Annotated in this window: 24 protein-coding genes; 10 read left to right on the top strand and 14 right to left on the bottom strand. The window is 74.3% G+C overall.

Features of this window, described 5'->3' with window-relative positions; genetic code table 11:
• Positions 1-88: 88 nt before the first annotated feature.
• Positions 89-592: a DoxX family protein gene (locus tag ACQ614_RS32845; protein WP_431682662.1), complete on the bottom strand. Its 504-nt coding sequence runs from the start codon at positions 590-592 to the stop codon at positions 89-91.
• 193 nt (positions 593-785) lie between these two features.
• Between ACQ614_RS32845 and ACQ614_RS32840 the strand changes: the two genes are divergently transcribed.
• Together ACQ614_RS32840 and pstS are read left to right on the top strand one after the other, a co-directional pair.
• A complete protein-coding gene (locus ACQ614_RS32840) occupies positions 786-1,745 on the top strand; it encodes an AsnC family transcriptional regulator (RefSeq protein WP_431682661.1) in 960 nt (319 codons plus the stop codon).
• Positions 1,746-1,861: 116 nt separating this feature from the next.
• The gene (pstS, locus tag ACQ614_RS32835) at positions 1,862-2,986 is read left to right on the top strand and encodes a phosphate ABC transporter substrate-binding protein PstS (protein WP_431682660.1); all 1,125 of its coding nucleotides are present in this window, start codon (positions 1,862-1,864) and stop codon (positions 2,984-2,986) included.
• 51 nt (positions 2,987-3,037) lie between these two features.
• Here the strand turns inward: pstS and ACQ614_RS32830 are convergent, their stop codons facing one another.
• The 4 genes from ACQ614_RS32830 to chrA all read right to left on the bottom strand — a co-directional run bounded on the left by ACQ614_RS32830 (position 3,038) and on the right by chrA (position 5,270).
• Positions 3,038-3,379, bottom strand: coding sequence for a hypothetical protein (locus ACQ614_RS32830; protein ID WP_431682658.1), 342 nt, complete (start codon positions 3,377-3,379; stop codon positions 3,038-3,040).
• Positions 3,331-3,654, bottom strand: coding sequence for a hypothetical protein (locus ACQ614_RS32825; protein ID WP_431682656.1), 324 nt, complete (start codon positions 3,652-3,654; stop codon positions 3,331-3,333). Before ACQ614_RS32825 ends, ACQ614_RS32830 begins: the two co-directional genes overlap by 49 nt.
• Positions 3,651-3,986: a hypothetical protein gene (locus ACQ614_RS32820; RefSeq protein WP_431682655.1), complete on the bottom strand. Its 336-nt coding sequence runs from the start codon at positions 3,984-3,986 to the stop codon at positions 3,651-3,653. The genes ACQ614_RS32825 and ACQ614_RS32820 overlap by 4 nt, the downstream gene beginning before the upstream one ends.
• A gap of 99 nt (positions 3,987-4,085) precedes the next feature.
• Positions 4,086-5,270 carry a chromate efflux transporter gene (chrA, locus tag ACQ614_RS32815; protein ID WP_431682654.1) on the bottom strand — a complete coding sequence of 395 codons (1,185 nt, stop codon included), beginning with the start codon at positions 5,268-5,270 and terminating at the stop codon, positions 4,086-4,088.
• 314 nt (positions 5,271-5,584) lie between these two features.
• Here chrA and ACQ614_RS32810 point away from each other — a divergent pair, with 314 nt between their 5' ends.
• The gene (locus tag ACQ614_RS32810) at positions 5,585-7,087 is read left to right on the top strand and encodes a multicopper oxidase family protein (protein WP_431682653.1); all 1,503 of its coding nucleotides are present in this window, start codon (positions 5,585-5,587) and stop codon (positions 7,085-7,087) included.
• Between the two features lie 173 nt (positions 7,088-7,260).
• Here the strand turns inward: ACQ614_RS32810 and ACQ614_RS32805 are convergent, their stop codons facing one another.
• The 4 genes from ACQ614_RS32805 to ACQ614_RS32790 all read right to left on the bottom strand — a co-directional run bounded on the left by ACQ614_RS32805 (position 7,261) and on the right by ACQ614_RS32790 (position 11,280).
• Positions 7,261-8,079 (bottom strand): ABC transporter permease, encoded by an 819-nt coding sequence (locus ACQ614_RS32805; RefSeq protein WP_431682651.1) that lies wholly within the window; start codon positions 8,077-8,079, stop codon positions 7,261-7,263.
• Positions 8,076-9,056, bottom strand: coding sequence for an ATP-binding cassette domain-containing protein (locus ACQ614_RS32800; protein WP_431682649.1), 981 nt, complete (start codon positions 9,054-9,056; stop codon positions 8,076-8,078). The genes ACQ614_RS32805 and ACQ614_RS32800 overlap by 4 nt, the downstream gene beginning before the upstream one ends.
• Before the next feature lie 432 nt (positions 9,057-9,488).
• Positions 9,489-9,755, bottom strand: coding sequence for a metal-sensitive transcriptional regulator (locus ACQ614_RS32795; RefSeq protein WP_431682647.1), 267 nt, complete (start codon positions 9,753-9,755; stop codon positions 9,489-9,491).
• Positions 9,756-9,897: 142 nt separating this feature from the next.
• Positions 9,898-11,280: a rhodanese-like domain-containing protein gene (locus ACQ614_RS32790; protein WP_431684093.1), complete on the bottom strand. Its 1,383-nt coding sequence runs from the start codon at positions 11,278-11,280 to the stop codon at positions 9,898-9,900.
• Between the two features lie 274 nt (positions 11,281-11,554).
• Here ACQ614_RS32790 and ACQ614_RS32785 point away from each other — a divergent pair, with 274 nt between their 5' ends.
• From ACQ614_RS32785 to ACQ614_RS32770, 4 genes are all read left to right on the top strand, one after another.
• On the top strand, positions 11,555-11,920 hold the full coding sequence (locus ACQ614_RS32785) for a rhodanese-like domain-containing protein (protein ID WP_431682646.1): 366 nt from the start codon (positions 11,555-11,557) through the stop codon (positions 11,918-11,920).
• Entirely contained in the window at positions 11,917-12,687 is a 771-nt protein-coding gene (locus ACQ614_RS32780; protein ID WP_431682645.1) for a sulfite exporter TauE/SafE family protein, read from the top strand. The genes ACQ614_RS32785 and ACQ614_RS32780 overlap by 4 nt, the downstream gene beginning before the upstream one ends.
• 73 nt (positions 12,688-12,760) lie before the next feature.
• Positions 12,761-13,327 (top strand): rhodanese-like domain-containing protein, encoded by a 567-nt coding sequence (locus tag ACQ614_RS32775; protein WP_431682643.1) that lies wholly within the window; start codon positions 12,761-12,763, stop codon positions 13,325-13,327.
• Positions 13,328-13,580: 253 nt separating this feature from the next.
• Positions 13,581-14,204 carry a helix-turn-helix domain-containing protein gene (locus ACQ614_RS32770; protein WP_431682642.1) on the top strand — a complete coding sequence of 208 codons (624 nt, stop codon included), beginning with the start codon at positions 13,581-13,583 and terminating at the stop codon, positions 14,202-14,204.
• A gap of 57 nt (positions 14,205-14,261) precedes the next feature.
• On the opposite strand, the gene ACQ614_RS32765 is transcribed toward ACQ614_RS32770, so the two are convergent.
• From ACQ614_RS32765 to ACQ614_RS32750, 4 genes are all read right to left on the bottom strand, one after another.
• Positions 14,262-14,957, bottom strand: a complete 696-nt coding sequence (locus ACQ614_RS32765) for a CBS domain-containing protein (RefSeq protein ID WP_431682641.1) — start codon at positions 14,955-14,957, stop codon at positions 14,262-14,264.
• A gap of 139 nt (positions 14,958-15,096) precedes the next feature.
• On the bottom strand, positions 15,097-15,723 hold the full coding sequence (locus ACQ614_RS32760) for a CBS domain-containing protein (protein ID WP_431682639.1): 627 nt from the start codon (positions 15,721-15,723) through the stop codon (positions 15,097-15,099).
• Between the two features lie 212 nt (positions 15,724-15,935).
• Complete coding sequence (locus ACQ614_RS32755; protein WP_431682638.1) at positions 15,936-16,538, bottom strand: CBS domain-containing protein; 603 nt, start codon at positions 16,536-16,538, stop codon at positions 15,936-15,938.
• Complete coding sequence (locus tag ACQ614_RS32750; protein WP_431682637.1) at positions 16,535-16,987, bottom strand: CBS domain-containing protein; 453 nt, start codon at positions 16,985-16,987, stop codon at positions 16,535-16,537. The genes ACQ614_RS32755 and ACQ614_RS32750 overlap by 4 nt, the downstream gene beginning before the upstream one ends.
• 279 nt (positions 16,988-17,266) lie before the next feature.
• Here ACQ614_RS32750 and ACQ614_RS32745 point away from each other — a divergent pair, with 279 nt between their 5' ends.
• The 3 genes from ACQ614_RS32745 (at position 17,267) to ACQ614_RS32735 (ending at position 22,137) form a co-directional block, all read left to right on the top strand.
• A complete protein-coding gene (locus tag ACQ614_RS32745) occupies positions 17,267-18,145 on the top strand; it encodes a universal stress protein (RefSeq protein ID WP_431682635.1) in 879 nt (292 codons plus the stop codon).
• A 186-nt stretch (positions 18,146-18,331) separates the two neighbouring features.
• Positions 18,332-20,707, top strand: a complete 2,376-nt coding sequence (ppsA, locus tag ACQ614_RS32740) for a phosphoenolpyruvate synthase (RefSeq protein WP_431682634.1) — start codon at positions 18,332-18,334, stop codon at positions 20,705-20,707.
• Between the two features lie 8 nt (positions 20,708-20,715).
• On the top strand, positions 20,716-22,137 hold the full coding sequence (locus ACQ614_RS32735; protein ID WP_431682632.1) for an MBL fold metallo-hydrolase RNA specificity domain-containing protein: 1,422 nt from the start codon (positions 20,716-20,718) through the stop codon (positions 22,135-22,137).
• Positions 22,138-22,225: 88 nt separating this feature from the next.
• Here the strand turns inward: ACQ614_RS32735 and ACQ614_RS32730 are convergent, their stop codons facing one another.
• Complete coding sequence (locus tag ACQ614_RS32730; RefSeq protein ID WP_431682631.1) at positions 22,226-24,973, bottom strand: GNAT family N-acetyltransferase; 2,748 nt, start codon at positions 24,971-24,973, stop codon at positions 22,226-22,228.
• Positions 24,974-25,177 lie beyond the last annotated feature (204 nt).

Here is a 25,177-nt window from a genome sequence, read left to right as displayed (position 1 = left end):
GGGTGATGTGCATTCCGGTTCCGCCGAGCTGACGCGTCGGCAGGCTGGTCTGCGCTGTCATGAAGTGTTTCTCCTTCTTTCGAACGTCTCAGCGGTCGGCTTGGGGCGCGGCGGTACGGCCCCGGCGGGTGAGTCCTGCGCTCCAGAGCGCGGTGGTGACGAAGAGGACCTGCTCGGGGAGGCGGAACCACAGCGGGGTGGCCGGGTCGCCGTTGAACGGGACGGACTCGACAGCGGCGTGGACGTTGGCCGGGAACAGGAGCACGAAGAGGACGGCGAGGCCGATCCCGGAAACGGTCCGCGTGCGGGCCAGGACGAGGCCGAACGCGCCGAGGAACTCCAGGACGCCCGTGGCATGGACCACGGCATCGGGGAACGGGACGGCGGGCGGGACCATCGCCACCAGGTCGTCATGGCTCGGCAGTGCGGTGACGCTGTCGGGAAGGAAGTGGGCGAGGCCGGTGCAGCAGAGCATGAAGGCCATGCCGTGGGCGGCGCAGACACGCAGGCGGGCGAATCTGCGCACGCCGAGGGCGCCGAGCAGCCGGAAACCGGCGGTGGGAACGGCGAGCAACAGGATCGTGGTGAACAAGACGCTTGCTCCGAGGGGCGAGGGCCGGATCAGCGGCCGGTGAAGAACGGGCCCGCACCGTGCGCGTCGCGGGCGGAGACGGTGGGCGCGGGCTCGTCCGGCGGGATCTCCCCGACCCTGCCGCCGGTCGCACCCCCGGGTCCCCCAAGCGCGAGGACGGCGCCGGAAAGCGACGCCGAAGTACCCTGGTCCGGTGGATTCGGTCACCTTCGACGCCCTCGACCGACGGCTGCTGCACGCCCTCCAGCTCGACGGCCGCGCCCCCTTCAGCAGGATCGCCGAGGTCCTGGACGTCTCCGACCGCACCCTGGCCCGCCGTGCCGCCCGGCTGCGGGCGAGCGGGCGGGTCCGGGTGGCCGGTGTCGCGGACGGCGGGCGGCTCGGGGGTGCCGAGTGGCTCGTCCGGATGCGGACCGACCCCGCCCACGCCGTCGGCCTGGCCCGGGACCTGGCGCGGCGCGCCGACACCCGGTGGGTGACGGTCCTGTCGGGCGGCACCGAGCTCACCAGCATCTTCCGGGTCGCCGACCAGGGACCGGCGCCGCTCGCAGCGCTGGCCCGGCATCCCCGGATCACCGATCTGCGGGCACACCGGCTGCTGCGGCACCTGACGGACCGGCACTGGTCCGGACGCACCTCCGCGCTCACCGAGGCGCAGATCGCCGAGCTGCGTGTCGCGCCCGACGGCGTGTCCGGGCCCGTCACGCTGACGGATCCGGACAAGCGGCTGCTGTCGGCCCTTGCCGTCGACGGCCGCGCCGCCTGTCCCGAACTCGCCCGGCAGGTCGGCTGGTCGGAATCCGCCGTGCGCCGGCGGCTGGCCGAACTGCGGCGGTCGGGGGTCCTCCGCTTCGACGTCGAGGTCGACTCCGCTCTCCTCGGCCACCCCGTCCAGTGCCTCCTGTGGCTGGCCGTCAGCCCCGGCAGCCTCGCACCGACCGCCGCTGCCCTGGCCGCCGACCCCGAGACGGCCTACATCGGCGCCACGACCGGCACCCACAACCTCCTGGCGGTCGCCGTCTTCCGGAACGCCGAAGACCTCTACGCCTACACCACCGATCGCCTCGGTTCCCTCGACGGCATCCAGGCCCTGGAGACCGCCCCGATCACCGGCTACGCCAAACGCGCCGCGCCGCCCCTCCCCACCCGCTGACGGTCCCTCGGTCGGACGGATCGGTCGGCCGTGTCGGCGGGCACCTGGTGCGGGCGGTCGGTGATGATGGCCGTGTCCGCCGTGTGCGCAGACCGCCAGCACCTCTGGAGACCGCCATGTCCCGTCGGGCCCTTCGGCATGCCCGTCACCTGACCGCAGCCCCGGCACTGCTCGTCCTCCTCGCCCCCACCGCCGGCTGCGGCAAGGATCCGGCGCCTCCGGCCGGCCAGGCCACCGTGCCAGCGGCCGCGGCGTCCATCGTCTGCAACGGATCGGGGCAGCTGCTCGGCGCCGGCTCCACCGCCCAGGCGAACGCCATCGACATCTGGAAGGCCGCCTTCGGCACCGCCTGCCCGAACATCACCGTCACCTACGGCGGTGGCGGTTCGGGCGCCGGCGTCCAGCAGTTCAACCAGGGCAAGGTGGCCTTCGCCGGCTCCGACGCACCGCTGAAGCCCGAGGAGGTCGAGGCCTCGAAGCAGGTGTGCACCGGCGGGCAGGGCATCGACCTGCCGATGGTCGCCGGCCTGATCTCGATCGTCCACAACGTCGACGGGGTCGACGACCTCGTGCTCGACGCACCGACCATCGCCAAGATCTTCAACGGGCAGATCACCACGTGGAACGACCCGGCGATCACCGCGCTCAACCCGAACGCGAAGCTGCCGGACGCCACGATCCAGAGCTTCCACCGCGGCGACGACTCCGGCACCACCGCCAACCTCACCGCATACCTCGCCGCCGCGGGCAACGGCGCCTGGCCCTACCCGCCGAGCAAGACCTGGGCCGGGCAGGGCGGCCAGTCCGCCAACGGGTCGGCCGGCGTCTCCGCCCAGGTGAAGCAGGTCAAGAACTCCATCGGCTACGTCGAGCTGTCCTTCGCCCGGACCAACGGGCTCAAGAGCGCCGCGATCAGCACCGGCGCGCCCGAGCCGGTCGCGGCCACCGCCGCGAACGCCGCCACCACCTTCGCCAAGGCCACCGTGGCAGGCACCGGCAGCGACCTCACGCTCGACCTCGACTACGCCACCAAGGAGCCCGGCGCCTACCCGATCGTCCTGGTCACCTACGAGATCGTCTGCGACAAGGGCAACAAGCCCGCCACCCTGCCCGCCCTCCAGTCCTTCCTGACCTACACCATCAGCGACGCCGCCCAGCAGGCGATCGGTGACAAGGGCTACGTCCCGCTCCCGCCGGAGATCGCCTCCAAGGTCCAGGCAGTCGTCCCCACGCTGTCCTGAACCGGGGCGTGGGGCGTCATGGCCTGCGCCGGCGACGACGATGCCGGCGGATCAGGAGGCCCAGCCGGCCGAGGACAGCACCCGGTCGGTGTGGCTGGTGGTGCGGGCGATCTGCCGGGTGGTCAGCTCGGCGCGGCGGTCGGGGTTGGCCGGTGCGGGGTGGAGGGCGGCTTCCGTGCGGGCGTGTTCACGGGTCTCGCGGACGGCGAGGGCGGAGAGGCCGAGTCCGAGGGCGGCGTACGCGATGCCGAGGAAGAACGGTTCCGGTCGCAGCCCCCGGTGGGGCGGCGAAGCCCACGGCTCCTCCAGGCTCGTGGCGGTGCAGGTGGAAGCCCCGCCCGGCCCTACTCCGGCCCCGTCCCCGACGGGGTCTCGGCCTTCCGGCAGCCGCACCCGCCGGCACCGCAGGCCGAAGAGCCGCAGCCGCGGGCGGCCCGGCGGCGGCCCAGCCACCAGGTCGCACCGGCACCCACGGCGAGCGCGGCGGCGACGGCCGGCAGCCAGCCGACCACCGCCCCCGCCCCGGCCCCGACCGCACCGGCGGCGATCAGGGCGGGCAGCAGGCAGTACGCCGCGCAGGCCAGGCCGGCCAGCCCTCCCAGCACCTTGGAGGAGCGCGGGGCGCGGTCGGCAGCAGGGTTCGTCATGGCGTCGCTGCTCCCGCTCACGGCGCAGTCCCTCCGGCCGCGGCCCGGGCCTGGAGGGCCTCCAGCACCGCCTGGTGCGCACCGTCGACCGCCACGTCCAGGTGCACGGCGTCGGCGACGGTGCGCACGGTGAACGTGAAGAACGAGCAGCAGTCGCTCTCGCGGTCCGCCAGGTCGCGCACCTTCTCCTCGACGCCCTCGCCGCCGGCGAGGACCAGGCGCAGGCGCAGCGGGCCCGTCCGGTCGAGAGTGTGCAGGCGTTCGGCGAGCAGGGCGTCCCATGCGGCGATCCGCAGTGGCTGCTCGGCGGTGGGCAGGGTGCACGAGGCGGGCACCCGGGTCAGGCCGGTCATGGCTTCCTCCGATCCGTCCCCCGCACGGCACCGGCGGGGACGTCTTCGACGGTAGGCCTGTACCCGGGTACCGGATGCAAGCGGCCGGGGCCGATCCGGTCAGACCGGCAGACCGGCCAGCGCGGCGGCGATGCCGAGGGCGCCGGCGCCGAGGAGGCCGCTGACGACGCCGCGTCTGGCGGCGAGGAGCCAGAGGGCGGCTGCGGCGAGGACGGCGTACTGCCACGGGTGCTGGAGGGCGAGGGCCAAAGGAAGCGCGGAGCCCGCGATGGCGCCGATCACGGCGGGGCCGGCGCCGGTGAAGAAGCCCTGGACGCGGGCGTTCGCGCGGATCGCGTCGAAGCGGGGCCCACCGAGGACGACGAACAGGAACGACGGCGCGAAGGCCACGGCCGCGGCGAGCAGCCCGCCGGGGATGCCGGCGGCCGCGTAGCCGACGACGGCGACGGTCTGCACGACCGGACCGGGGGTGATCTGGCCGAGGGCGACGGCGTTGAGGAACTGGGCGTCGGTCATCCAGTGGTAGTGGTCGACGGCGTCGGCCTGCATGAGCGGGATGATGACGAACCCGCCGCCGTAGGACAGGGCGCCGACCTTGAACGCCACCCAGGCCAGCGCCAGCAGCCCGCCGGTGGCCGCCGGTGCGGCCAGGGCGAGGGGCAGCGGCCAGGACCTCGCACGGGCTCGACCCTGCTCGTGGGCGGGCCGGACGCGGATCGCCGTCTCGATCAGGCCCGCGGCGACGAGGACCAGGACCAGCCACGGCCCGGTCAGCGCGGCCGCGGTGCCGCCGGCGAGGGCGTAGGCGAGCCAGCGGGCCCACGCGGGGCGGGCGGTGCCGGCGCGCTGCCGGCTGGCGGGGATCAGCGCGGTGGCGGCCTGGACCGCGACCGCGGCGACGGCGGCGCCGGAACCCGCGGCGGCGCCGCGCACCCACAGCGGCGGGCTGCCGGCCAGGAACAGCGCCGACAGGGCGAGGATGAGGACCAGGCCGGGGGCGATGAAGCAGAACCCGCCGACCAGCGCGCCCGCGAGGCCGCGCAGCCGCCACGCGGTGAAGATCGCCAGCTGGGTGGAGGCCGGTCCGGGCAGCAGGTTGGTCGCGGCGATGCCGTCCTCGAACTCGGCCGCCTCGATCCAGCCGCGGCGCTCCACGCACAGCTGCCGCAGCAGCGCGATGTGGGTGGGCGGACCGCCGAACCCGATGCAGCCGATCCGGCCCCACTCCCGCGCGATCGTCCCCAGCCCGACCCGCACCGGCTCCCGTTCCCGCCCGTCACCCACTCGAGGGTTCCTTCCTGTGTCCCGTGCCCGTCGCCGGGGCCGGGGCCGGGGTGGAGGGTACCGGGCGGGTGTGAACGCGGCGCAACGAAGGCCTGCCGGGCGGCACCGAGGGGCAGGAGCCCGGTGCGCCTCGTACGAACGAGTGGTCTGGCGCGGAAGCGGCGGACACGGAACGGTTCGACCACGCCCCGTGCACGTCGCGGGTGTTAGCTTCGAACTCCTCGTCGGATTCCAACCGACGCCTGCCGACGGCCCGGCGACAGCGTGGCCGTCGACGGTTTTCCCTGTCCGATCGGCGCCGTGAGGTGGGCCAGGTGGGTGTGTGGTCGCGGCGCGCGGTGCTGGCCGGCCTCGTCTCCTCGCCGGTGATCGCGGCCGGCTGCATCGCCGGCACTGCGACGCAGAAGGCGCCGCCCGACGAGGGCGCCGGGAGCGGCGTGGCGCTCGAGGGGCCGGCGCCCGCCGGGTACCGGCGGCTGCCGATCCCCCCGGCGGCCGAGTCCCGTACGGAGAACGGGGTGCGGTGGTTCACGCTGGAGGCACGGCCCGGCCGCTGGAACATCGTGGCCGACCGCACCACCCCGACCTGGGGCTACTCGCAGGACCTCCTCGGCCCCACCCTGCGCGCCCGCAGGGGCGAGACGGTGGGAGTCCGGGTGCGGAACCTCCTGCCCGAGACGACCTCCGTCCACTGGCACGGCATGCACCTCCCCGCGCGCTTCGACGGCGGCCCCCACCAGCCGATCGCCCCGACGGAGACCTGGGAGCCGTCCTGGGTGATCGCCCAGCCCGCGGCGACCCTCTGGTACCACCCGCACCCGCACGGGTCGACCCAGACGCACACCTACCGCGGCCTGGCCGGCCTGTTCCTCGTCGACGACGAGACCGGTGACGGCGCGGGACTGCCGAACGAGTACGGCGTCGACGACCTCCCCGTCATCGTGCAGGACAAGAAGCTCAACCCGGACGGCACCCTGGACGAGCGCGACGACACGGGAGCCGGACTGATCGGTCCGACGGTGACGGTGAACGGGATCGCCGGCGCGTACGCCCCGGTGGTCACCGACCGGGTGCGTCTGCGCATCGTCAACGGCTCGACGATGCGGGTCTACAACCTGGGTCTGGACGACAACAGCGAATTCGAGGTGGTGGCCTCCGACGGCGGCCTGCTCGCCGCACCCGTACGGCTCCGCCGCCTCGTGCTGACCCCCGGGGAGCGGGCCGAGATCGTCGTCCGCATGCAGGTCGGCCAGCGGCGCACCCTGCGGTCCTTCCCCACCCCGGCGCGCGGCGGGAAGAACCGCGGACCGTCCGCCGGCGCCGCGCAGGGCGAGGAGTTCGAGATCCTGCTCCTGAGCCCGCAGCCGCAGCTCCGGCCGGGCACGGCGACACCCTCGGTGCTGGCCGCGATCCCGCCCCCCGCGACGCGCGCCTCCGTGACCCGGGCGTTCGAACTCGACGGCAACTCGATCAACGGCCTGCCGATGGACATGAACCGGATCGACGCCACCGCCACCGTCGACGTACCGGAGATCTGGACGGTGACCAACAGCCACAACCGGGTGCACAACTTCCACGTCCACAACAACCACTTCCAGGTCCTCGACGTCAACGGCAACCCTCCCCCACCGGAACTGGCCGGATGGAAGGACACGGTCGCCGTGCCGTCGTCCGGCTCGGTGCGCCTCGCCGTGGTCTTCCGCGACTACGCCGACCCCCGGAACCCGTACATGTACCACTGCCATCTGATGCGCCATGAGGACGACGGGATGATGGGCCAGTTCCTGGTCGTCGGACCGGGGCAGCAGGCCCGCTGAGAGCCGCGGGTCGGACGGTTCGGCGGAAGGCGGGGTCGGACACGTCGCCGGGGACGTGCTGCGGTCGCCGGCCGACCACCCGGTGTCCGGCACCGAGGCGATCGTGAAGGGGATCCTGCACACCACGGTTCGTTGACCTGGTCACATGACCGACCGGGAATCGGGACGGCACGCTACACGGCGCGGCGGTAGAACCACACGCCCAGCGGTGCGAACACGGCGACGATCCCGGCGTCCCAGGCGAGTGCCTGCCAGACGTCGGCGGTCGCCGGCCCTCCGAGCACCAGGGTCCGGACGGCTTCGGCGGTGCGGGAGACCGGCTGGTGGGCGGCGAAGGTCTGGAGCCAGCCGGGCATGGTGCCGACCGGGACGAACGCCGCCGAGGCGAAGACCAGCGGTGCGAGGATCGGGAAGGCCGCCGCCTGCGCGGTCTCCGGGTCGCCGACGGCGAGGCCCACCACCGCGAAGATCCACGACATCGCGAATCCGAAGGCGAGCACCAGGAGGATCCCGGCCAGGAAGGCCGGGACGCCCGCATGGATGCGGAAGCCGATGGCGAAGCCGACCGCCGTCATCAGCGCCACCACGAAGACGTTGCGGGCGAGGTCGGCCGTCGTACGCCCCACCAGGACCGCCGAGCGCGCCATCGGCAGCGACCGGAACCGTTCCATCAGACCGGTCTGCATGTCGGTGGCCAGGCCGATCGCCGTGTTCATCGACCCGAAGACCGCGGTCTGCACGAAGATCCCGGGGATCAGGAAGTCGACGTACCTGACGGGGCCGAGCGCGGGGGACACCACGCCGCCGAAGACGTAGCGGAACATCAGGACGAAGACGAGCGGCTGGACGAAGGAGAAGACGAGCAGGCGGGGCACCCGGCGCAGCGCGATCAGGTTGCGCCAGGCCACGGCCGACCCGTCGCGGACCACTGCGGCGGCGCCGCGGCGGAGGTGCCCCGGCGCGGACGGACGGGATGCGGTGGCCGCGGTCACGGTGTCCGCGCCTCGGCCGGTCCGGCGGCGGGGCCGGGCGCGGGGGTCCGGTGGCCGGTGAGGGACAGGAAGACGTCGTCGAGGCTGGGTTCGCGCACGGCGACCCGGCGCGGTGCCAGACCGGCCTCGTCCATGACGTGCAGGACGTCCATGAGCAGGCGGGCGCCGTCCTGGGCGCCGAGCCTGAGCAGGTCGCCCTCCTGCTGCGGTGCGGCGCCGAGGCCGGGGACGAGTGCGGCTGCCGCCCGGGCGGCGCGGTCCCGGTCTCCCATCGCCAGTTCGATGACGGTGTCCCCGAGGCGGGCCTTGAGGGCGGCCGGGGTGTCGTCGGCGATGATCCGGCCCTCGTCGACCACCACCACGCGTGCGGCCGTCCGGTCCGCCTCCTCGAGGTACTGGGTGGTGAGCAGGACGGTGGTGCCGTCGTCCACGAGGTCGCGGATCAGCGCCCACAGGGCGATGCGGCTCTGCGGGTCGAGACCGGTGGTCGGCTCGTCGAGGAACAGGACCGGCGGCTCGGCGACCAGGGCCGCGGCGACGTCGAGGCGCCGCCGCATGCCGCCCGAGTACGTCCGCACCGGTCGGTCGGCGGCCTCCGTGAGGCGGAACCGCTCCAGGAGGTCGGCCGCGCGGGGGCGGATCCGCGTCCTGGGGATCTGTGTGAGCCTGCCGATGAGCCGGAGGTTCTCGCGCCCGGTGAGGTTGGGGTCGACCGCGGCGTACTGGCCGGCCAGGCCGATCAGCCGCCGGACGGCGCCGGCCTTGCGCACCACGTCACGGCCGAGCACCTCGGCCCTGCCGCCGCTCGGGCGGATGACGGTCGTGAGAATTCGGATCATGGTGGTCTTGCCCGCGCCGTTCGGCCCCAGGAGGCCGAAGACCGTCCCGGGTGCCACGTCGAAGTGCACGTCCTCCAGCGCGGTCACGGAGCCGAAGTGCTTGCTCAGCCCGCGGACGCTGATCGCTGCCTGCTCCATGCATCGCCCTTCCGTCCTGCGCGGGGTGCCGCCCGCGCCACGGTCCCGGCACATGTCCAGTCTCCGCGCCGTGCACAGGTACCGCCCGGTCGTCGCCGGTCGGCCGTCAGGCGCCCGCTCATGCATATACCCCTGGGGGTATCATCGGGAGGACAAGGCCCTCAGAACACGAGACCGGGAGTTCCACGATGTGCCGACGGACCATGTGCCGCACCTGCGGCAAGGCGACCTACGCGGGGTGCGGGATGCACGTCGAGCAGGTGCTGGCCGGAGTCCCCCGGGCGGACCGCTGCACCTGCGACAGGAGCGGGGGCAAGGGGCGCGGATTCCTCGCGAGGCTGCTGGGCCGCAGATGAACCGCCGGGCGCCGCCCGGCGGTTCGCGGATCCGCGAGGTCGGGCAGCGCCTGCGCGCCGTCCCGGGCAGGGCCGGTCAGGCGAGGGCGAGGAAGAGCTTCTCGAGTTCGGCCTCGCTCATCGGCGGGGTGTCACCGTCGGCCGCGGCCATGCACTGGCGCATGCCACTCGCCACGATCTTGAACCCGGCCCGGTCGAGGGCACGGGAGACGGCGGCGAGCTGGGTCACGACGTCCTTGCAGTCGCGCCCGGCCTCGATCATCGCGATGACTCCGGCGAGCTGGCCCTGGGCCCGGCGAAGGCGGTTGAGGACCGCGCCGACCGAATCGTCGTCGACCTGCACTGCTGCACCTCCACTGTGTCGGGCGAAAGTCCAGTGTACCCCGTGGGGTATACGTCCGGAGATGTCGGCCGGGCCCACGGCAGACCCGGAAAGGTGGGGCCCGGGTTCGACGGGCCCCTTCCCGGGACGGCACGGAAGCGGCTCAGGCCGCGTCCTGGTGGGCGGCCTCCCAGGCGGCGTAGCCGCCGAGCAGGTCGGAGACGTCGGCGAAGCCGTGGTGGCGCAGCAGGCTGGCGGCGATGGAGGAGCGGTGCCCGCCTGCGCAGTGGAGGACGAGGGGCCGGTCGGCCGGGATGTCGGCCAGGCGGCGGGTCAGCTCGTTGAGGGCGATGTGCAGGGAGTCGTCCACCGCCCCCTCCGCGCGCTCGCCGCAGCTGCGGACGTCGACGACGAGCGGCGGCTGCTCGCCGGCGAGGGCGGTGCGCAGCTGGTCGACGGTGAGGCGGCCGGCGGGGGTGAGGTCGTCGGCGAAGTCCACGAGGGTGGTCTCCGGCTCGTGCAGGTGGCCGGCGGTGCGGTCGAAGCCGATGCGGGCGAGGCGGGTGACCACCTCGTCCTCACGGCCCTCGGGGGCGACGACGAGGATGTCCGCGTCCGGGGACAGGACGGCGCCGGCCTGTTCGGCGAAGCGGCCGTCGACGGGGACGTTGATCGCACCGCGCAGGTGTCCGGCCGCGAACTCCTGCGGGTTGCGGGCATCGACGACGACCGCGCCGGCCGTGCGGCGGCTGCGGAACTCGTCCGTGGTGAGCGGCCGGTGGGCCTGCGCGGTGTCGAAGAGGGCGCGGTCCCGGCGGTTGAGTGCGGCGTCGTGGCCGAAGTAGCCGGGCGCCGCGGACTGGCCCGCGGTGACGATGGCGACGAACCGCTCCTCGCTCATCGGCGTGCAGGCGTAGTTGGTGGCGCGCTGGGCGCCGATGGTGGACTGCCGTTCGGTGGACAGGTTCTTGCCGCAGGAGGAGCCGGCGCCGTGGGCGGGGAAGACCCGGACCTCGTCGGGCAGGGCCATCAGCTTGCGCTGGACGCTGTCGTAGAGCATCCGGCCGAGCTCGTCGGCGCTCGTGCCGGTGGAGGCCAGCAGGTCGGGGCGGCCGACGTCGCCGATGAACAGCGCATCGCCGGTCAGCACGCCGTACGGGACGGTGTCCCCGGAGTGTTCGAAGACCAGCAGGCTGATGGACTCCGGGGTGTGGCCGGGGGTCTCCATGACCTGCAGGGCGACGTCGCCGAGGTCGATCCGCTCGCCGTCGGCGAGTTCGCGGATCGGGTACTCGGTCTCGGCGCGCCGCCCGTAGCCGATCCAGGCGCCGGTGCGGTCGGCCAGTTCCAGGTGTCCGGCGAGGAAGTCCGCGTGGAAGTGGGTGTTGATCACGGCTTCGACGGTGAAGCCGTGCGCCTCGGCGTCCGCGACGTACTCGTCGATGTCCCGGCGCGGGTCCACCACGACGGCGCGGCCGGTGGTCTCGTCGGCGACCAGGTAGGACGCCTGGGAGAGGCAGTCCAGGTAGTACTGGGCGAAGAACACGTGGATCTCTCCTGATTCCAGGGTGGTCGGCACCCGGACCCGGCGACCTGTGCGGCCTGCGGCGGGGCCTCGAAAATACGGGTGGGGGTATCCCTTGCCCTCCAAGATACCCCCATGGGTATTATCGGAAGCAAGGGGCGGCGCTCATCGGCCGCCGTCGTCACGCGGCCCGCCCCCCTCCCCCGCCCGGCCGGAGCCGTTCTCGGCGTCGTATCGCCGCGGCGCGGCCCGTTCGCCCTCCAGCACATCCCCAGCACATCCCCGGAGGCCAGCCATGGTCCTGTCCCACCAGCCGCACGCACCGCAGCAGGCGACGCCTGCCGAGGCGGCCGAGATGGTCTCGGCCGGCCGGGCGGTCCTCGTCGACGTCCGGGAAGCGGAGGAGTTCACCGCCGGTCACCCGCCCTCTGCCGTGTGGCTGCCGCTCGGCGCCCTGAGCGCCGGCGGCCGGCTCCCGCCCGGGGCCGCAGGACGGACGGTGCTGGTGGTGTGCCGCTCGGGGAACCGCTCGCAGCAGGCGGCCGTCCTGCTCGCCGCACGCGGTGTCACCGCCGTCGATGTGACGGGCGGGATGAGGGCCTGGGCCGAGGCCGGACTCCCCGTCGTCACCGAGGACGGCCTGCACGGGCGGGTCGCATGACCGCGCTCGTTCTCGCCCTGATCGCCGGTGCCGTCGTCGGCCTGGCGCTCGGCGGCCTCGGCGGAGGCGGCAGCATGCTGGCCGTCCCCGCCCTGATCTACCTGCTCGGCTTCACCCCGGCCCACGCCGGCACCGCCGCCCTGCTGATCGTCGCCGTCACCTCGCTGACCGGCCTGCTCGCGCACGCCCGGGCCGGCCGCGTCCGCTGGCGCACCGGTCTGCTGTTCGCCGCCGCCGGCCTGCCGGTCGCCGCCGCAGCCGGCGCGCTGTCGGCCCGACTGCCCGCCGTCCTGCTCACCGTCGGCTTCGCGTCCCTGGCAGCCCTTGCCGCCTGGCGCATGCTGGCCGCCGGCCGGAGGACCCCGCCGTCCGCCACCGGACGGGACGACCGGGCGGCACGACCGACGGCGGTACGCTCCACGACCGCGGGCGCCGGACTGGGCGCCGTCACCGGCCTGCTCGGAGTGGGCGGCGGCTTCCTCGCCGTCCCGGCGCTGGTGTCCGTCCTCGCGTTCACCATGGCCGAGGCCGTCGGCACCAGCCTGCTGGTCATCTCCGCGAACTCCCTGGCCGCACTCGTACCGCGCCTGGGCACGACCGGCGGTCTCGACTGGGCGGTCGTCGCCCCGTTCACCGCGGCCGCCGTGCTCGGCGCCTGGGACGGCAAGCGCCTGGCCGGCCGCTTCAGCGGCCGCGCGCTGCAGACCGCCTTCGCGGTCGCGCTGCTGGCCGTCGCCGCCCTCATGCTCGTCGACGCGCTGCGCTGACCGGCCCCCATGCTCCACCCGGTGCCCCCGCCCGGGTGGCCACCCCGATGTCCCGGAAGGACTCCCCCGCACCATGACCACCCCCGTGACCGTCGACCAGCTGCACCCCCGCCTCGCGGAGTTCACCGTCATCGACGTCCGCTCCCCCGGCGAGTACGCCGCCGGCCACATCCCCGGCGCCCACAACATTCCGCTCGACCGCCTCGACGAGGCACTGCCCACCCTGCGTGCCGTGGCCGCGGAGGGCGGGATCGCCGTCGTGTGCGCCTCCGGCAACCGCTCCCGGACGGCCTGCGACCAGCTCGCCGCCGCCGGGATCACCGCCCTCACGCTGACCGGCGGCACCACCGCCTGGGCCGGCGACGGCCACCCGCTCGACAGGGTTCCCGGTGCGCGCGCCGTGTGGGCCATGGACCGGCAGGTCCGCCTCGTCGCCGGAAGCCTCGTCGTCGCCGGTGTCCTGGCCGACCTCGCCCTGCCCGGCGCCCGCTGGATCTCGGCCGCCGTCGGCGCCGGGCTCGCCTTCTCCGCCGTCACCAACACCTGCGCCATGGGCAACCTGCTCGGCAGGCTCCCCCACAACCGCCCCCGTACGGCCGGTACCTCGCTCGATGCGACCCTGGCCGGCCTCCGCGGCTGACTCCGCCGCGCGTACGCACGCAGCCTGTGCCCGTCCGCCGGTCGATCAGGGTCGAACGGCCCCAGTGGTGGTCCGGCGACCCGGCCGACGCTGGTGGTACGGGCGCAGGCGCAGCGAGCTGCGCGGTGGGTCGCGCGTCCACCGTGCCCGGCCGTGTCTTCCACGGAGAAGGGACGAATTGATGTCCAGGCAGCCGACCGGCACCGGGCCCGCGGAATCCCGGGCGGAACACCGGGGCGACATCGCACGACGGGTGTCGCTGTACAGGCAGCGGCTGGGGCTCAGCCGCGAGGAGGTGGCGGACCGGGCCGGCATGACGGTGGAGTACCTGGAGTACCTGGAGTCGTCCGCCGCAGTACCCGGCTCGGCACCGCTCACCCGGCTCGCGGGCGCCCTGGGCACGTCCGTCGACGAACTGCTGGGCGCCGGGGTGGAAGTGCCGCCGGGTCGCACGGCAGCCGCCGCACGTCCGGTCGTCGAGGAGCTCGCGCCGGCGGAGTGCTGGGCGAGGCTCGCCTCCGGCGGGGTCGGCCGGGTGGTGCTGTGCACCGGGGACGGTCCCGTCGCGTTGCCCGTGAACTTCGGGGTGCTGGACGGAACGGTGGTCTACCGCACCGCGGAGGGGAGCAGCGCGTGTCCGCAGGCCGGTGCGCCCCTCGCGTTCGAGGTGGACCGCATCGACGAGGCGTTCGGCTCGGGTTGGAGCGTGCTGGTGAAGGGGACCGCCGTCCGGCTGGAGGAGCCCGAGATCGAGCACCTGAAGCACCACGGCCGCCCCGATCCGTGGGTCGGGGAGGGGCGTGACATCTGGGTCCGGGTCCGTACGTCGTCGGTCACGGGTCGGAACATCCGCACCGACGGACCCGCCGGCCGTTGAGGCCGGAACCGGTGCCGCCTCCGAACGAGGGGCGGCACCGGGCAGAGGCGCGGCGGGTCAGCTGCCGGCCCGGTAGGCGTGCGGGCGCTCGAGGCGGACGTCGGTGTCGTCCTCGGCCCAGTCGAGTGTCTGATGGACGGCCACCACTCCGTCGACGGCCCGGCACAGCTGTTCGGCGATCGGGATCAGGCTGCGGCGCGGGAGGCGGCCGGTGACGGTGACGACACCGTCCTGCACGGTCACCCGGACGTCCTCCGAGTGGGTCCAGAGGATCTGGCCGAAGACGTCGTGCACGATCTCCTCGCGGATCGCCGCGTCGTGCCGCAGGAACACCTGCAGCAGGTCGCGCCGGCTGACGATGCCGACGAGCCGGCCGGCCTCGTCCACCACGGGCAGGCGCTTCACCTTGTGCTTGTCCATCTGCCGGGCGGCCTCCGGCACCGACCAGCCGGGCCTGGCGGTGACCGCCGGCGTGGTCATCAGCCCTCCGGCCGTCTCCGCCTCGGCGCGGGCCCGGTCCTTCGGGGGCAGCCAGCGACCCGGTGTGCGGCCTTCGGGGTCGGGCAGCACCGCCTCCTTGCGGATCAGGTCCGCCTCGGAGACCATGCCGATCGGCCGGTCCTGGTCGTCGAGGACCGGGACGGCCGTGATGTCGTTGCGGTGGAACAGGCCCACGACCTCCTTGAACGGCGTGTCCGGCCTCGCGGTCACCACTTCCTGGGTCATGACGTCGTGAACGCTCCGGTGCTGCATGGTCCTTGCTCCTCCCTTGTGGGCGTGCACTCCCACTGTCCGCCGGCCGCTCCGGCCGGTGCAGGGCCGTTCGGTCCTGACTGCCGGGCCGGTCCTCCTCCGCCGTGCGGCCGGGTCGTGCCGTCCGGCCGCCGCCGGGTCAACCGTGCTTCCCGGTCCTGTCGGTGACCGACGCGACGCCGTCGATCGAACGGCACAGTCGTCGGACGATCGGGGCCAGGTAGGGCGGGTCGATCGTGCCGCTGAGCGTCACCCGGCCCTGGTCGACCTCGACGCCCACGGCCGCGGGGTCGAGGCCTTCGATCTGCCCGAGCACCTCGTCGGCGATCTCCTGCGAGATGGCCCGGTCGTCGCGGAGGAAGACCTGCACCAGGTCGGCCCTGCTGACCATGCCGACCAGCCGGCCGTCGGCGTCCACCACGGGCAGGCGCTTCACCTTGTGCCGCTCCATCTGCCGGGCGGCGGCGACCACGCTGGCGTCCGCCGTGATGCAGACGACCGGGGCGGACATCAGTTCGGCCGCCGTGGCCCGGTCACCGTCCGGCGCGGGTACCGCCCGCATCTCGTCGGGGTCGTCCTGCAGGGCCTGGGTGTGCAGCAGGTCCGCCTCGGACACGATGCCGATCGGGTGGTCCGCCCGGTCGACCACCGGCACCGCGCTGATCCGGTGCAGCCCGAGGGCGGCTGCGATCTCGCGGAAGCCGGCCTCGGGTGGGACGCGGACCACCTCCCGGGTCATCACGTCGGCCACATGCCGGTGTCTCATCGCCGCTCTCCTTTCCCGGCGGGGGCGGATGCCCTCACCCCCACGGTCCGCCCGCGGCGCCGGGCGCACATGGGCCGAGCGGCCCGATCCACTGGGCTGTGCGGCTCAGTCGACCCGTGCGGCCGTGACGGCGGCCTGCAGGCGCCGCCCGACGCCGGGTTCGGCGACAGGTGGTTCCCGGCGGTCTTCCCGGCGTCCGCTTTGCCGACCGCTCAGGCCGGGACGCCGAGCCGGACCTCGGCGTCGACCACGCCCGGCACTCCTTTGACCAGGTGTTCCAGCAACGCGGCGGTCGCCGTGTCGGGGAGCGTGCCGGTCAGCGTGATCCGCCCTTCGTCGGCCCGCACGTCGATCCCGGAGGCGTCCGCCGGCCGGAGGGCCGCGACCAGCTCGAACCGGACCTGCCCGGCGAGCTCCCCGTCATCGCGCAGGTGGATCTTGAGCAGGTCGCCCCGGCTGACGATGCCCACGAGGCAGTCCTCGGCGTCGACGACGGGCAGGCGCTTGAGGTGCATCCGTGCCATGGACCGGCCGGCCTCGGCGATCGGGCTGTCCGGGTGGACGGTCACCGCCGGCGCGGTCATCATGCCGCCCGCGGTGATGCCGCGGTAGGTCTCGGGTTCGCGGTCCTGCGCGATCAGCAGGTCGGCCTCGGAGACCACGCCGATCACCCGACCGTCGCCGGTCAGCACCGGTACTGCGCCGACCTGCCACTGCTGCAGGGTCTCGGCGACCTCCCGGAAGTCCGCGTCCCGTCCCACCGCGACGACCGCATGGGTCATCACGTCGCCGACGGTGCTCCAGCTGCTGTTCATGGCGTGATCCTTTCGGCGGGCGGCACGGCGGCCCCGTCGTGCAGGGTGCTGCGGGAGACCGGGCCGAGCAGGTCGGTGAAGTGCTGCAGGACGTCGAGGAAGAGGTCGTCCACGGTGATGACACCGACCGGCACGCCGCCTCGCAGGACGGGGAGCCGCCGCACACCGGCGCGGCGGAACGCCCGGTAGGCGGCGGTGAGTTCGTCGTCGGCGTCGACGGTGAGCGGCGGGGCCGACATCAGCCGCGACACGGAGGTGCCCGCGTCCGCGCCGTCGGCCAGGACCCGGACCACGAGGTCGCGGTCGGTGAGGACGCCGAACAGGGTCCGGCCGTCCGCCACCAGGACGCAGCCGATCGCCCGGTCCGCCATCAGCCGGGCCGCCTCGGCGGCGGTGCCGTCGGGCGGGACGGTCATCGGGGGCGAGATCATGAGATCCGAGACGCGCATGTGCCGGCCTCCTTCACGGCTGCGGTGACCGGGGTCGCCATGACCGTTCTCCGTGCTCCGGACCACCCGCAGGGGGGCCGGCTCCTCCTCCCAGGACATCCCGTCCTGCGCGTGGCGGCCAGGGTCGCGCGGATACGCCCCGGCAGGACCGTGGGTACCCCGTGGACAGGGCCGTTCGGCCCTCCCCCACTGACCGGGGCCGGTCGGCCCTCACGTACCGGCGGCGGCCGGCCGTAGCGTGGCAGCGGGACAGTGACCCGCCCACGCGTGGAGGAAGCCGTGCAACCCGCCGCCGCACACCGTCCGATCGTGCTGGGCGTGGACGCCCCGGCTCCCATGCCCACGGCGGTGGCCTGGGCCGCGGACGAGGCCGTCCGACGGGACCGGCCGCTGCGGCTGGTCCACGTCGTGACTCCCCCGCCGTACGGATCCACGGGCGCCGAATGGGTCGGCAGCCTCAAGGAGGAACACCGCAGGGGCGGCGTGGTCCTCGAGAAGGCGGCCCTCCTGGCGAGGGAGCGCCACCCGGCTCTGGATGTCACGACCGAGACGGTCGAGGGCGTCACGGACCGCGTCCTGTGCGAGGAGTCCCGGCGCGCCGAACTGGTGGTCCTCGGGTCGCGCCGGCTGAGCCGCGCCGAGGAGTGGCTGAGCGCCTCCTCGGTCGCCGTTCCACTGAGCGCCCAGGCGCACTGCCCGGTCGCCGTGGTGGGCGCGCCGGAGCACTCGACCGAGCAGCCGCCGTTCGTGGTCGTGGGGGTGGACGGCAGCCGGTCGTCGGCGGCCGCCGTGGACTTCGCGTTCGGCCTGGCGGCGCGGCGCCGCGCCGGGCTGCGGGCCGTGTGGACCTGGCAGCCGCCGCTGATCCTGCCCACCGACGAACACACGGCCGTGGAGACGATCCGGCGGCAGCTGTCCGAGTCCACGGCCGGCCGGGGCAGTGCCCACCCGGACGTCCGGCTGACCCACGATGTACTGGTCGGTCACCCGGTCGAGCAGTTGGCCGCGGCGTCCGCGCACGCACTGGCCGTGGTGGTCGGCCGTCGCGGCCACGGTGGATTCACCGGCATGCGCCTCGGCTCCGTCCCGCACGGACTGCTGCACCGTGCGCACTGCCCGGTCGTCATCGTCCCTACGTCCGCAGACCACCGCCGCTGACCCGCAACTGCGGGCCGTCCGGCCCACCGGTCCGGGGCCCCGGGGCCCTGGAAGCCGGACAGCGGCCGGGCGGACGGTGGAGGCACCGGCACCCGCCGGAGGCCCGCCCCGGCGGCTCCCGCCGCCCGGCCTGCGCGCGCCGTCGGCTGCCCTGCTGAATCGTCCTGAATCGTCCGGGGAGAAGCCATGCGCCGAGTGATCCGGTTCGCCGACCTGGAACGGAGCGATGTCGGCCTGGTGGGAGGCAAGAACGCCTCCCTCGGCGAGCTGATCGGGCACCTCGGCCCCGCCGGTGTCCGCGTACCCGACGGCTTCGCCACGACGGCCGACGCCTTCCGCGAGTTCCTGGCACAGGGTCGGCTGCGGGACGGGATCGTCGCACAGCTCGACCGGCTGAGGGCCGGCAGCCCGCTCGCCGAAGTGGGCGCCGCCGTCCGCGCCGCGATCCTGGCGACCCCCCTGCCCGAACCGCTGGCCGAGGAACTCGCGGACGCCTACGCGCGGCTGGGCCGCGAGGCGGGCCGCACCGATCCGGACGTGGCCGTGCGCAGCAGCGCCACCGCCGAGGACCTGCCGGAAGCGAGCTTCGCCGGCCAGCAGGAGACCTTCCTCAACGTCCGCGGGCGCGAGGCCCTGCTCGACGCCTGCCGACGGTGCTTCGCGTCGCTGTTCACCGACCGCGCGATCGACTACCGCGAGCGGCTCGGCTTCGACCACCTCACGGTGGCCCTGTCGGTGGGCGTGCAGCTGATGGTCCGCTCGGACCTCGGCGGATCGGGCGTGATGTTCACGCTGGACCCGGAGAGCGGCTTCCCCGAAGCCGTCGTGGTGAGTGCCGCCTGGGGGCTCGGGGAGACGGTGGTCAGCGGTCAGGTCGATCCCGACGAGTATCTGGTGTTCAAGCCGCTGCTGAAGGATCCCGGGCTGGACCCGGTGCTGCAGATCGTGGGCGGCCCCAAACGGCACAAGTCGGTGTACGGCGACGGGGGTCTCACCCGAATCGTCGAGACGTCGGCGGACGAGCGCACCGCCCTGGTCCTGGACCACGCCGAGGTGCGGCAGCTCGCCGAGTGGGCGGTCGCCGTGGAGGACCACTACGGCTGCCCGATGGACCTGGAGTGGGCCAAGGACGGCCGCAGTGGGGAGCTGTTCATCGTCCAGGCGCGGCCGGAGACCGTGCAGTCCCGCCGCCGCGGAACGGTACTGCGCCGCTACCGGCTGACGGGCACCGGCGAGCGGCTGGTGGACGGCATCGCGGTCGGGGAGGCCATCGGCGCAGGTCCGGTCCGCAGGCTGCAGAACCCCGTCGAGATCGGCAGGTTCCCCGACGGAGCGGTCCTGGTCACCACGATCACCGACCCCGACTGGGAACCGCTGATGAAGAAGGCGTCGGCGATCGTCACCGACCACGGGGGGCGCACCTCGCACGCGGCGATCGTCAGCCGTGAACTCGGCGTGCCGGCCGTGGTCGGCACCGGCCGGGCGACCGAGGTCCTGGCCGACGGGCAGCCGGTCACCGTCTCCTGCGCGGAGGGCGCCGAGGGCCACGTCTACCGGGGGCAGGTCGACTTCGAGGAGTCGGAGACCGACCTCGACTCGATGCCGGCCACCCGTACCAAGGTCATGCTGAACCTGGCCGACCCGGCCGCGGCGTTCCGCTGGTGGCGGCTGCCCGCGGACGGCGTGGGGCTCGCGCGGACGGAGTTCGTCGTGGCCCACCAGGTGCGGGTGCACCCCATGGCGCTGCTCCACCCCGAACGGTTGTCCGCCGAGGACCGGCGGCAGGTGGACGCACTGGCCGACGGCCACCCCGACCGCGCCGAGTACTTCGTCGACCGGCTGGCCCAGGGCGTGGCGCGGATCGCCGCCTCCCGATGGCCGGACCCGGTGGTCGTGCGCACCAGCGACTTCAAGACCAACGAGTACGCCCGGCTGGTCGGCGGCACACCGTTCGAGCCCGTGGAGGCCAACCCGATGATCGGGTGGCGCGGTGCGAGCCGCTACTACGACGACCGCTACCGGGAGGGCTTCGCGCTCGAATGCCGGGCCCTGCGCCGGGTGCGCGACGAGACGGGGCTGACCAACCTGGTGGTGATGATCCCCTTCTGCCGCACCCCCGAGGAGGCGGACCGCGTGCTCGCGGTGATGGCGGACAACGGGCTCGCCCGCGGCCGCAACGGGCTGCGCGTCTTCGTGATGGCGGAGATCCCGGCGAACATCCTGCTCGCCGAGGAGTTCGCCGAACGGTTCGACGGCTTCTCCATCGGCAGCAACGACCTGACCCAGCTCACCCTCGGCGTCGACCGCGACTCCGACCTGCTCGCCCACCTCTTCGACGAGAGCAACCCCGCGGTCACCCGCAGCATCGAAACGCTGATCGCCACCGCCCACGCGGCCGGGCGCCATGTCGGTCTCTGCGGCCAACGCCCCAGCAACGACCCCGCGTTCACCCGCTTCCTGGTCGACGCCGGCATCGATTCGATCTCGGTCACCCCGGACAGCTTCGCCGCCGTCAAGCAGCAGGTCGCGGCGGCCGAGCACGGGCAGCACAGCGCGAAGTGAGGACCGCCGTGAACACCGCGCCCAGCCTCCCGAGCCCCGCACCCCGGCCGGGCCTGCTCACCTTCCTCGGCGGCGTCGGCACCGTCACCGGCAGCAAGTTCCTGGTCGAGACCGACCACGCGCGGCTCATGGTCGACTGCGGGCTCTTCCAGGGCCTGGCCGAACTGCGCCGCCGCAACCGCCGCCCGCTGCCGCTCGACCCGGCCGACGTCGACGCCGTCGTCCTGACCCATGCCCACCTGGACCACTGCGGCTACCTGCCGCGCCTGGTCCGCGACGGCTTCCGCGGCCCGGTCCTGACCACCCCGGACACCGCCCGGCTCGCCGAACTGATCCTCCGTGACAGCGCCCACCTGCTCCGTGAGGACGCCGAGCACGCCAACCGGCACGGCTGGTCCAAGCACCGCCCCGCCGAACCGCTGTACGACGAGAAGGACGTCGAGAACGCCCTGGGCATGTTCGACCCCGTCCCGGTGGACGCGGACGTCGAGATCGAGGCCGGAACGGTCCTGCGCCTGCACCGGGCCGGACACATCCTCGGCTCCGCCTGGGCGCACCTCACCCTGGAGGACGGGCACACCCTCGCCGTCAGCGGCGACCTCGGCCGCCCGGTGCACCCCCTGCTGCGCCCGCCCGAGCCGTTCACCGGGGCGGACGTGCTGCTGATGGAGTCGACGTACGGCAACCGGCACCACGAGGAGACCGCGGCCCGCGAGTGGTTCGCCCGTGCCGTCGAACGGACACTGGCCCGCGGCGGCACCGTCGTCGTCCCCTCCTTCGCGGTCGACCGCACCGAGGTCGTCCTGCACCAGCTCGCCGAACTGCGCCGCAGCGGGCGGCTGCCGGCCGGCGCCCCGGTGTACGTGGACAGCCCGATGGCGCTGGCCGCGCTGCAGGTGTACCGCGACGCGTTCGCCGTCCGCTCCCCCGAACTGCGCACGGACGTGCTGGACGACACGACGGCCCTCTCCCCGGAGCCGTTCGAGTTGATCCACTCGCTCCAGGAGTCGCTGGCCCTCGAACGCTCCGCCGTGCCGTCCGTGCTGGTCTCGGCCTCGGGCATGGCCACCGGCGGCCGCGTCGTGCACCACCTGCGGCGCCTGCTGCCCGACCCGCGGAACACCGTCGTCGTGGTCGGCTACGCCGCGGCGGGCACCCGCGCCCGCCAACTGGTCGACGGCGCCAGGGTGCTGAAGATGTACGGCGGCTACGTGCCGGTGCGTGCCGAGGTGGTGAACGTTCCGGCGTTCTCCGCCCACGCCGACGCGGCGGAGATCATCGACTGGCTGCGGGCGGCGCCGCCGCCGAGCGCCACCTACCTGGTGCACGGCGAGCCCGAGGGGGCCGAGGCCCTCCGCGACCGGATCGACCGCGAACTCGGCTGGACCGCCGTGGTGCCGTGCTCGGGCGAGCGGGTCCTGGTCGGCTGACCGGGCTCGTGCAGGTGCCGACCGTGGCCCGGCCGAAAGCCCGCGTACGGCTCGAGCCGGCACCGTGCCGTCCGGCACGGTGCCGGCTTCACTGCCCGCCCGCCTCCCCGGCCAGGGCCGGACGGCGCAGCCGCCGGAGGTAGGGGTCGTAGGAGGGCCTGGGCTCGACCCGGATGCGGGCGTCGACGCAGACGACGCCGTCGGGTCGTGCGATCAGCGGGTTGAGGTCCGCCTCGACGAGCTGGGGCAGGTCGCAGGCCATCGCGGAGACGCCGGCGAGCACCCGGCGCAGGCCGGTGAGGTCCGCCTCCGGCGCGCCCGGGCGGCCCAGGATCAGTGGGGCCGCCCGCAGGTCTGCGGGCATGGTCTCCAGGTCGCGTTCGGTCAGCGGGGCGAGCCGGGTGGTGCGGTCGCCGAGGACGTCGGTCGCGGTCCCGCCGAGGCCGAGCAGGACCAACGGCCCGAACACCTCGTCCTGCACCGCGCCGACGAGCAGTTCCACCCCGGGCGGGGCCATGGGCTGGAACAGCACGCCGGTCATCCGGTCGCCGAAGCGGTCACGGAAGTCCCGGTAGCACTCCTGCGCCTGGGCCGCGCTGCCGATGCCGAGGCGGACGGCGCCTTCGGTGCTCTTGTGCACCTGGCCCGGCCAGTACGCCTTGGCCGCGATGCGGCCCTCGTGGCCGAACGGACGCAGCGTCCGGGCAGTGAGCGCGGCCTCGTGCTCGCTCCGCGCCAGGATCGAGGCGGTGAGCGGGAGCCGGTAGCAGTCGAGCAGGTCCGCGGTGGTCTCCGGGTCGAGCCACCCTCCGTCGGGGTGGGCGGCGAGGAACACGTCGACCAGGCGGCGGGCACCGGCGGTGTCGCCGGCCTGCGGAGAGGCCGGGGCGGAGGGCGGTTCGGCCAGCCACCTCGCCCGGTCCCGGGCATGGGCGAGGGCCCGCGCGGCGGCGGCCGGGTCGGCGTAGGACGGCAGCCGTCCGCCGTCCGCGCAGGTCCGGTACTGGACGGGCACTTCCTGGTCCAGCAGGACGGCCGCGACCGGCAGGTGCCGTCGGCCCGGGCCGTCCAGCAGCGCGTGGAGCGGCCGGTCGGCGTCTTCCTGGACGAGGGCGGTCGGCACGAGGCAGACCACCAGCGCGTCGACGGTGTCGGCCCGCGCGAGTGCGTCGAGGCAGGCCCTGAGCTGGGCCGGGCCGACGGCTGCCGTCGTGTCGACGGGGTTGGCCGTCCCCGCCCCGGCCGGCAGCAGGTCGCGCAGCTCCGCGACCGTGTCCGCGGGCAGTGGCGGCAGTGCGAGCCCGGCCGCGGCGCAGGCGTCCGCGGCGAGGACGCCGATCCCGCCTGCGTTGGAGACCACGGCCACGCGTCCGCGCCCGTCGGGCAGCGGCTGGGTGTGGAACAGGGCTGCGGTTTCCACGAGTTCGGCGACGCTGTGCGCCGCGGTGATCCCCGCCCGGCGGAAGAGCGTCTCCCGGGTGACGGTCGGCGTCGCGGCTGCGGCGGTGTGCGAGGCGGCGCCCCGGCGGCCGGCATCGGAGCGGCCGGCGTCGACGGTGAGCACGGGGAGGGTGCGTGTGACACGCCGCGCCGTCCTGGCGAAGGCGCGCGGACTGCCGAAGGACTCGAGGTGCAGCAGGGCCAGGTCGGTCCGGCCGTCGCTCTCCCACCACTGCAGCAGGTCGTTGCCGCTGACGTCGTACTTGTCGCCGAGGGAGACGAAGCTGGAGACGCCGATGCCCAGCCAGGCGAGCCGTTGCAGCAGGGCGATGCCCACTCCCCCGGACTGCACGGCGACACCGGCAGTGCCGGGCAGCGGGAAGGCTCCGCCGAATTCCGCGTCCAGCCGGATCTCCGGGTCGGTCTGGGCGATGCCGAGACTGTTGGGCCCCACCAGGCGCATGCTGTGGCGCCGGCAGCTGTGCATCAACTGCCGCACCTGCGCCGCGTCCAGGCCGGAGGTGAGCACCACGAGCGCTTTCGTACCGGCCCGTCCGCACTCCTCGGCCGCGCCCGGCACCGCCGCCGGTGGCACGGCCAGCACGGCGAGGTCCGGTACCCCGGGCAGCGCGGCGATCCCCGGGTACGCGGGCTCGCCGGCGATCACTTCGGTGTGCGGGTTCACGGCCCACACCGGCCCGGTGAAGCCGCCCCGACGGATCTTCAGCAGCACCGTGCGTCCCACCGATCCGGTCCGGCGGGACGCGCCCACGACCGCGACCGCTCGCGGGCGCAGCAGCGCGGCCAGGCTGGCCAGGTCGGCCGTCCGGCCGCGTTCGTCGACGGCCCGGAGGTAGCCCTCGTCCTCCTCGACGAGCGGGACGCGTACCCGGATCTCGCCGTGGTCGAGGTGCCGGTGGACCGGCAGCCCGAGGTCGGAGAAGACCTTGTGGACGGCCCGGTTGCCGGCCAGCGTGTCGGCGACGAACTCGCGGACGCCGCGCTTACGGGCGGCATGGACGAGGTGCTCCACGAGCAGGGTGCCGACCCCGCGGTGGTGCCAGGCGTCGGCGACCGCCATGGCCAGTTCGGCGCTCTCACCGCCGCTCTCCGCGGCCGCCTGGCAGTCCGCCTCCCCCACCAGTTCGCCGTCCGCCCAGGCGCCGAGGGCCAGTACCCCGGACCGGCCGGGGCCGCACAGTCGGTCGGCCGCCAGTTCGGGTGCCCGGTGGCTCGTCCCGAGGAACCGCATCCGGCGGCTCTCCTCCGACATCCCGTGCGCGTGGAGCTCCAGGACGGCGGCGCGGTCCCCCGCCTCGACGGGCCTGACGAGGACGGTGGTCCCGTCGGTCAGCAGTGCCTCGACCGCGGACACCGGCGGCTCGGTGACGGACATGGCGGCTCCCTCGGTCCGGCCCCGTGGCACGCCCGAACGGCCCCGGGTTTCCCAGTCCACGTTCCTCGCCTGCAGAGGGGACCACCAGGGCCGACCGGCCCCGGCAGCCCGTCCGGCCGGGCAGGGCACGGCCACGGCGGCCCGCCGTGCCGGGCCGGTCGGCCTCGCGGCCGACGCCCACCCGAGCACGGAGGCATCTGACCA

The sequence above is a fragment of the Kitasatospora dryopteridis genome, from assembly GCF_050749075.1.
Taxonomy (GTDB): Bacteria; Actinomycetota; Actinomycetes; order Streptomycetales; family Streptomycetaceae; genus Kitasatospora.
The sequence above is the reverse complement of the archived record's forward strand: the minus strand, read 5'-3'. Positions and strand labels throughout refer to the sequence as shown.

Coding starts and splice junctions, on each gene's coding strand:
- pstS (WP_431682660.1), top strand. CDS start 1,862: ATGTCCCGTCGGGCCCTTCGGCATGCCCGTCACCTGACCGCAGCCCCG.
- ACQ614_RS32820 (WP_431682655.1), bottom strand. CDS start 3,986: ATGACCGGCCTGACCCGGGTGCCCGCCTCGTGCACCCTGCCCACCGCC.
- ACQ614_RS32800 (WP_431682649.1), bottom strand. CDS start 9,056: ATGGAGCAGGCAGCGATCAGCGTCCGCGGGCTGAGCAAGCACTTCGGC.
- ACQ614_RS32785 (WP_431682646.1), top strand. CDS start 11,555: ATGGTCCTGTCCCACCAGCCGCACGCACCGCAGCAGGCGACGCCTGCC.
- ACQ614_RS32780 (WP_431682645.1), top strand. CDS start 11,917: ATGACCGCGCTCGTTCTCGCCCTGATCGCCGGTGCCGTCGTCGGCCTG.
- ACQ614_RS32775 (WP_431682643.1), top strand. CDS start 12,761: ATGACCACCCCCGTGACCGTCGACCAGCTGCACCCCCGCCTCGCGGAG.
- ACQ614_RS32765 (WP_431682641.1), bottom strand. CDS start 14,957: ATGCAGCACCGGAGCGTTCACGACGTCATGACCCAGGAAGTGGTGACC.
- ACQ614_RS32760 (WP_431682639.1), bottom strand. CDS start 15,723: ATGAGACACCGGCATGTGGCCGACGTGATGACCCGGGAGGTGGTCCGC.
- ACQ614_RS32755 (WP_431682638.1), bottom strand. CDS start 16,538: ATGAACAGCAGCTGGAGCACCGTCGGCGACGTGATGACCCATGCGGTC.
- ACQ614_RS32750 (WP_431682637.1), bottom strand. CDS start 16,987: ATGCGCGTCTCGGATCTCATGATCTCGCCCCCGATGACCGTCCCGCCC.
- ppsA (WP_431682634.1), top strand. CDS start 18,332: ATGCGCCGAGTGATCCGGTTCGCCGACCTGGAACGGAGCGATGTCGGC.
- ACQ614_RS32730 (WP_431682631.1), bottom strand. CDS start 24,973: ATGTCCGTCACCGAGCCGCCGGTGTCCGCGGTCGAGGCACTGCTGACC.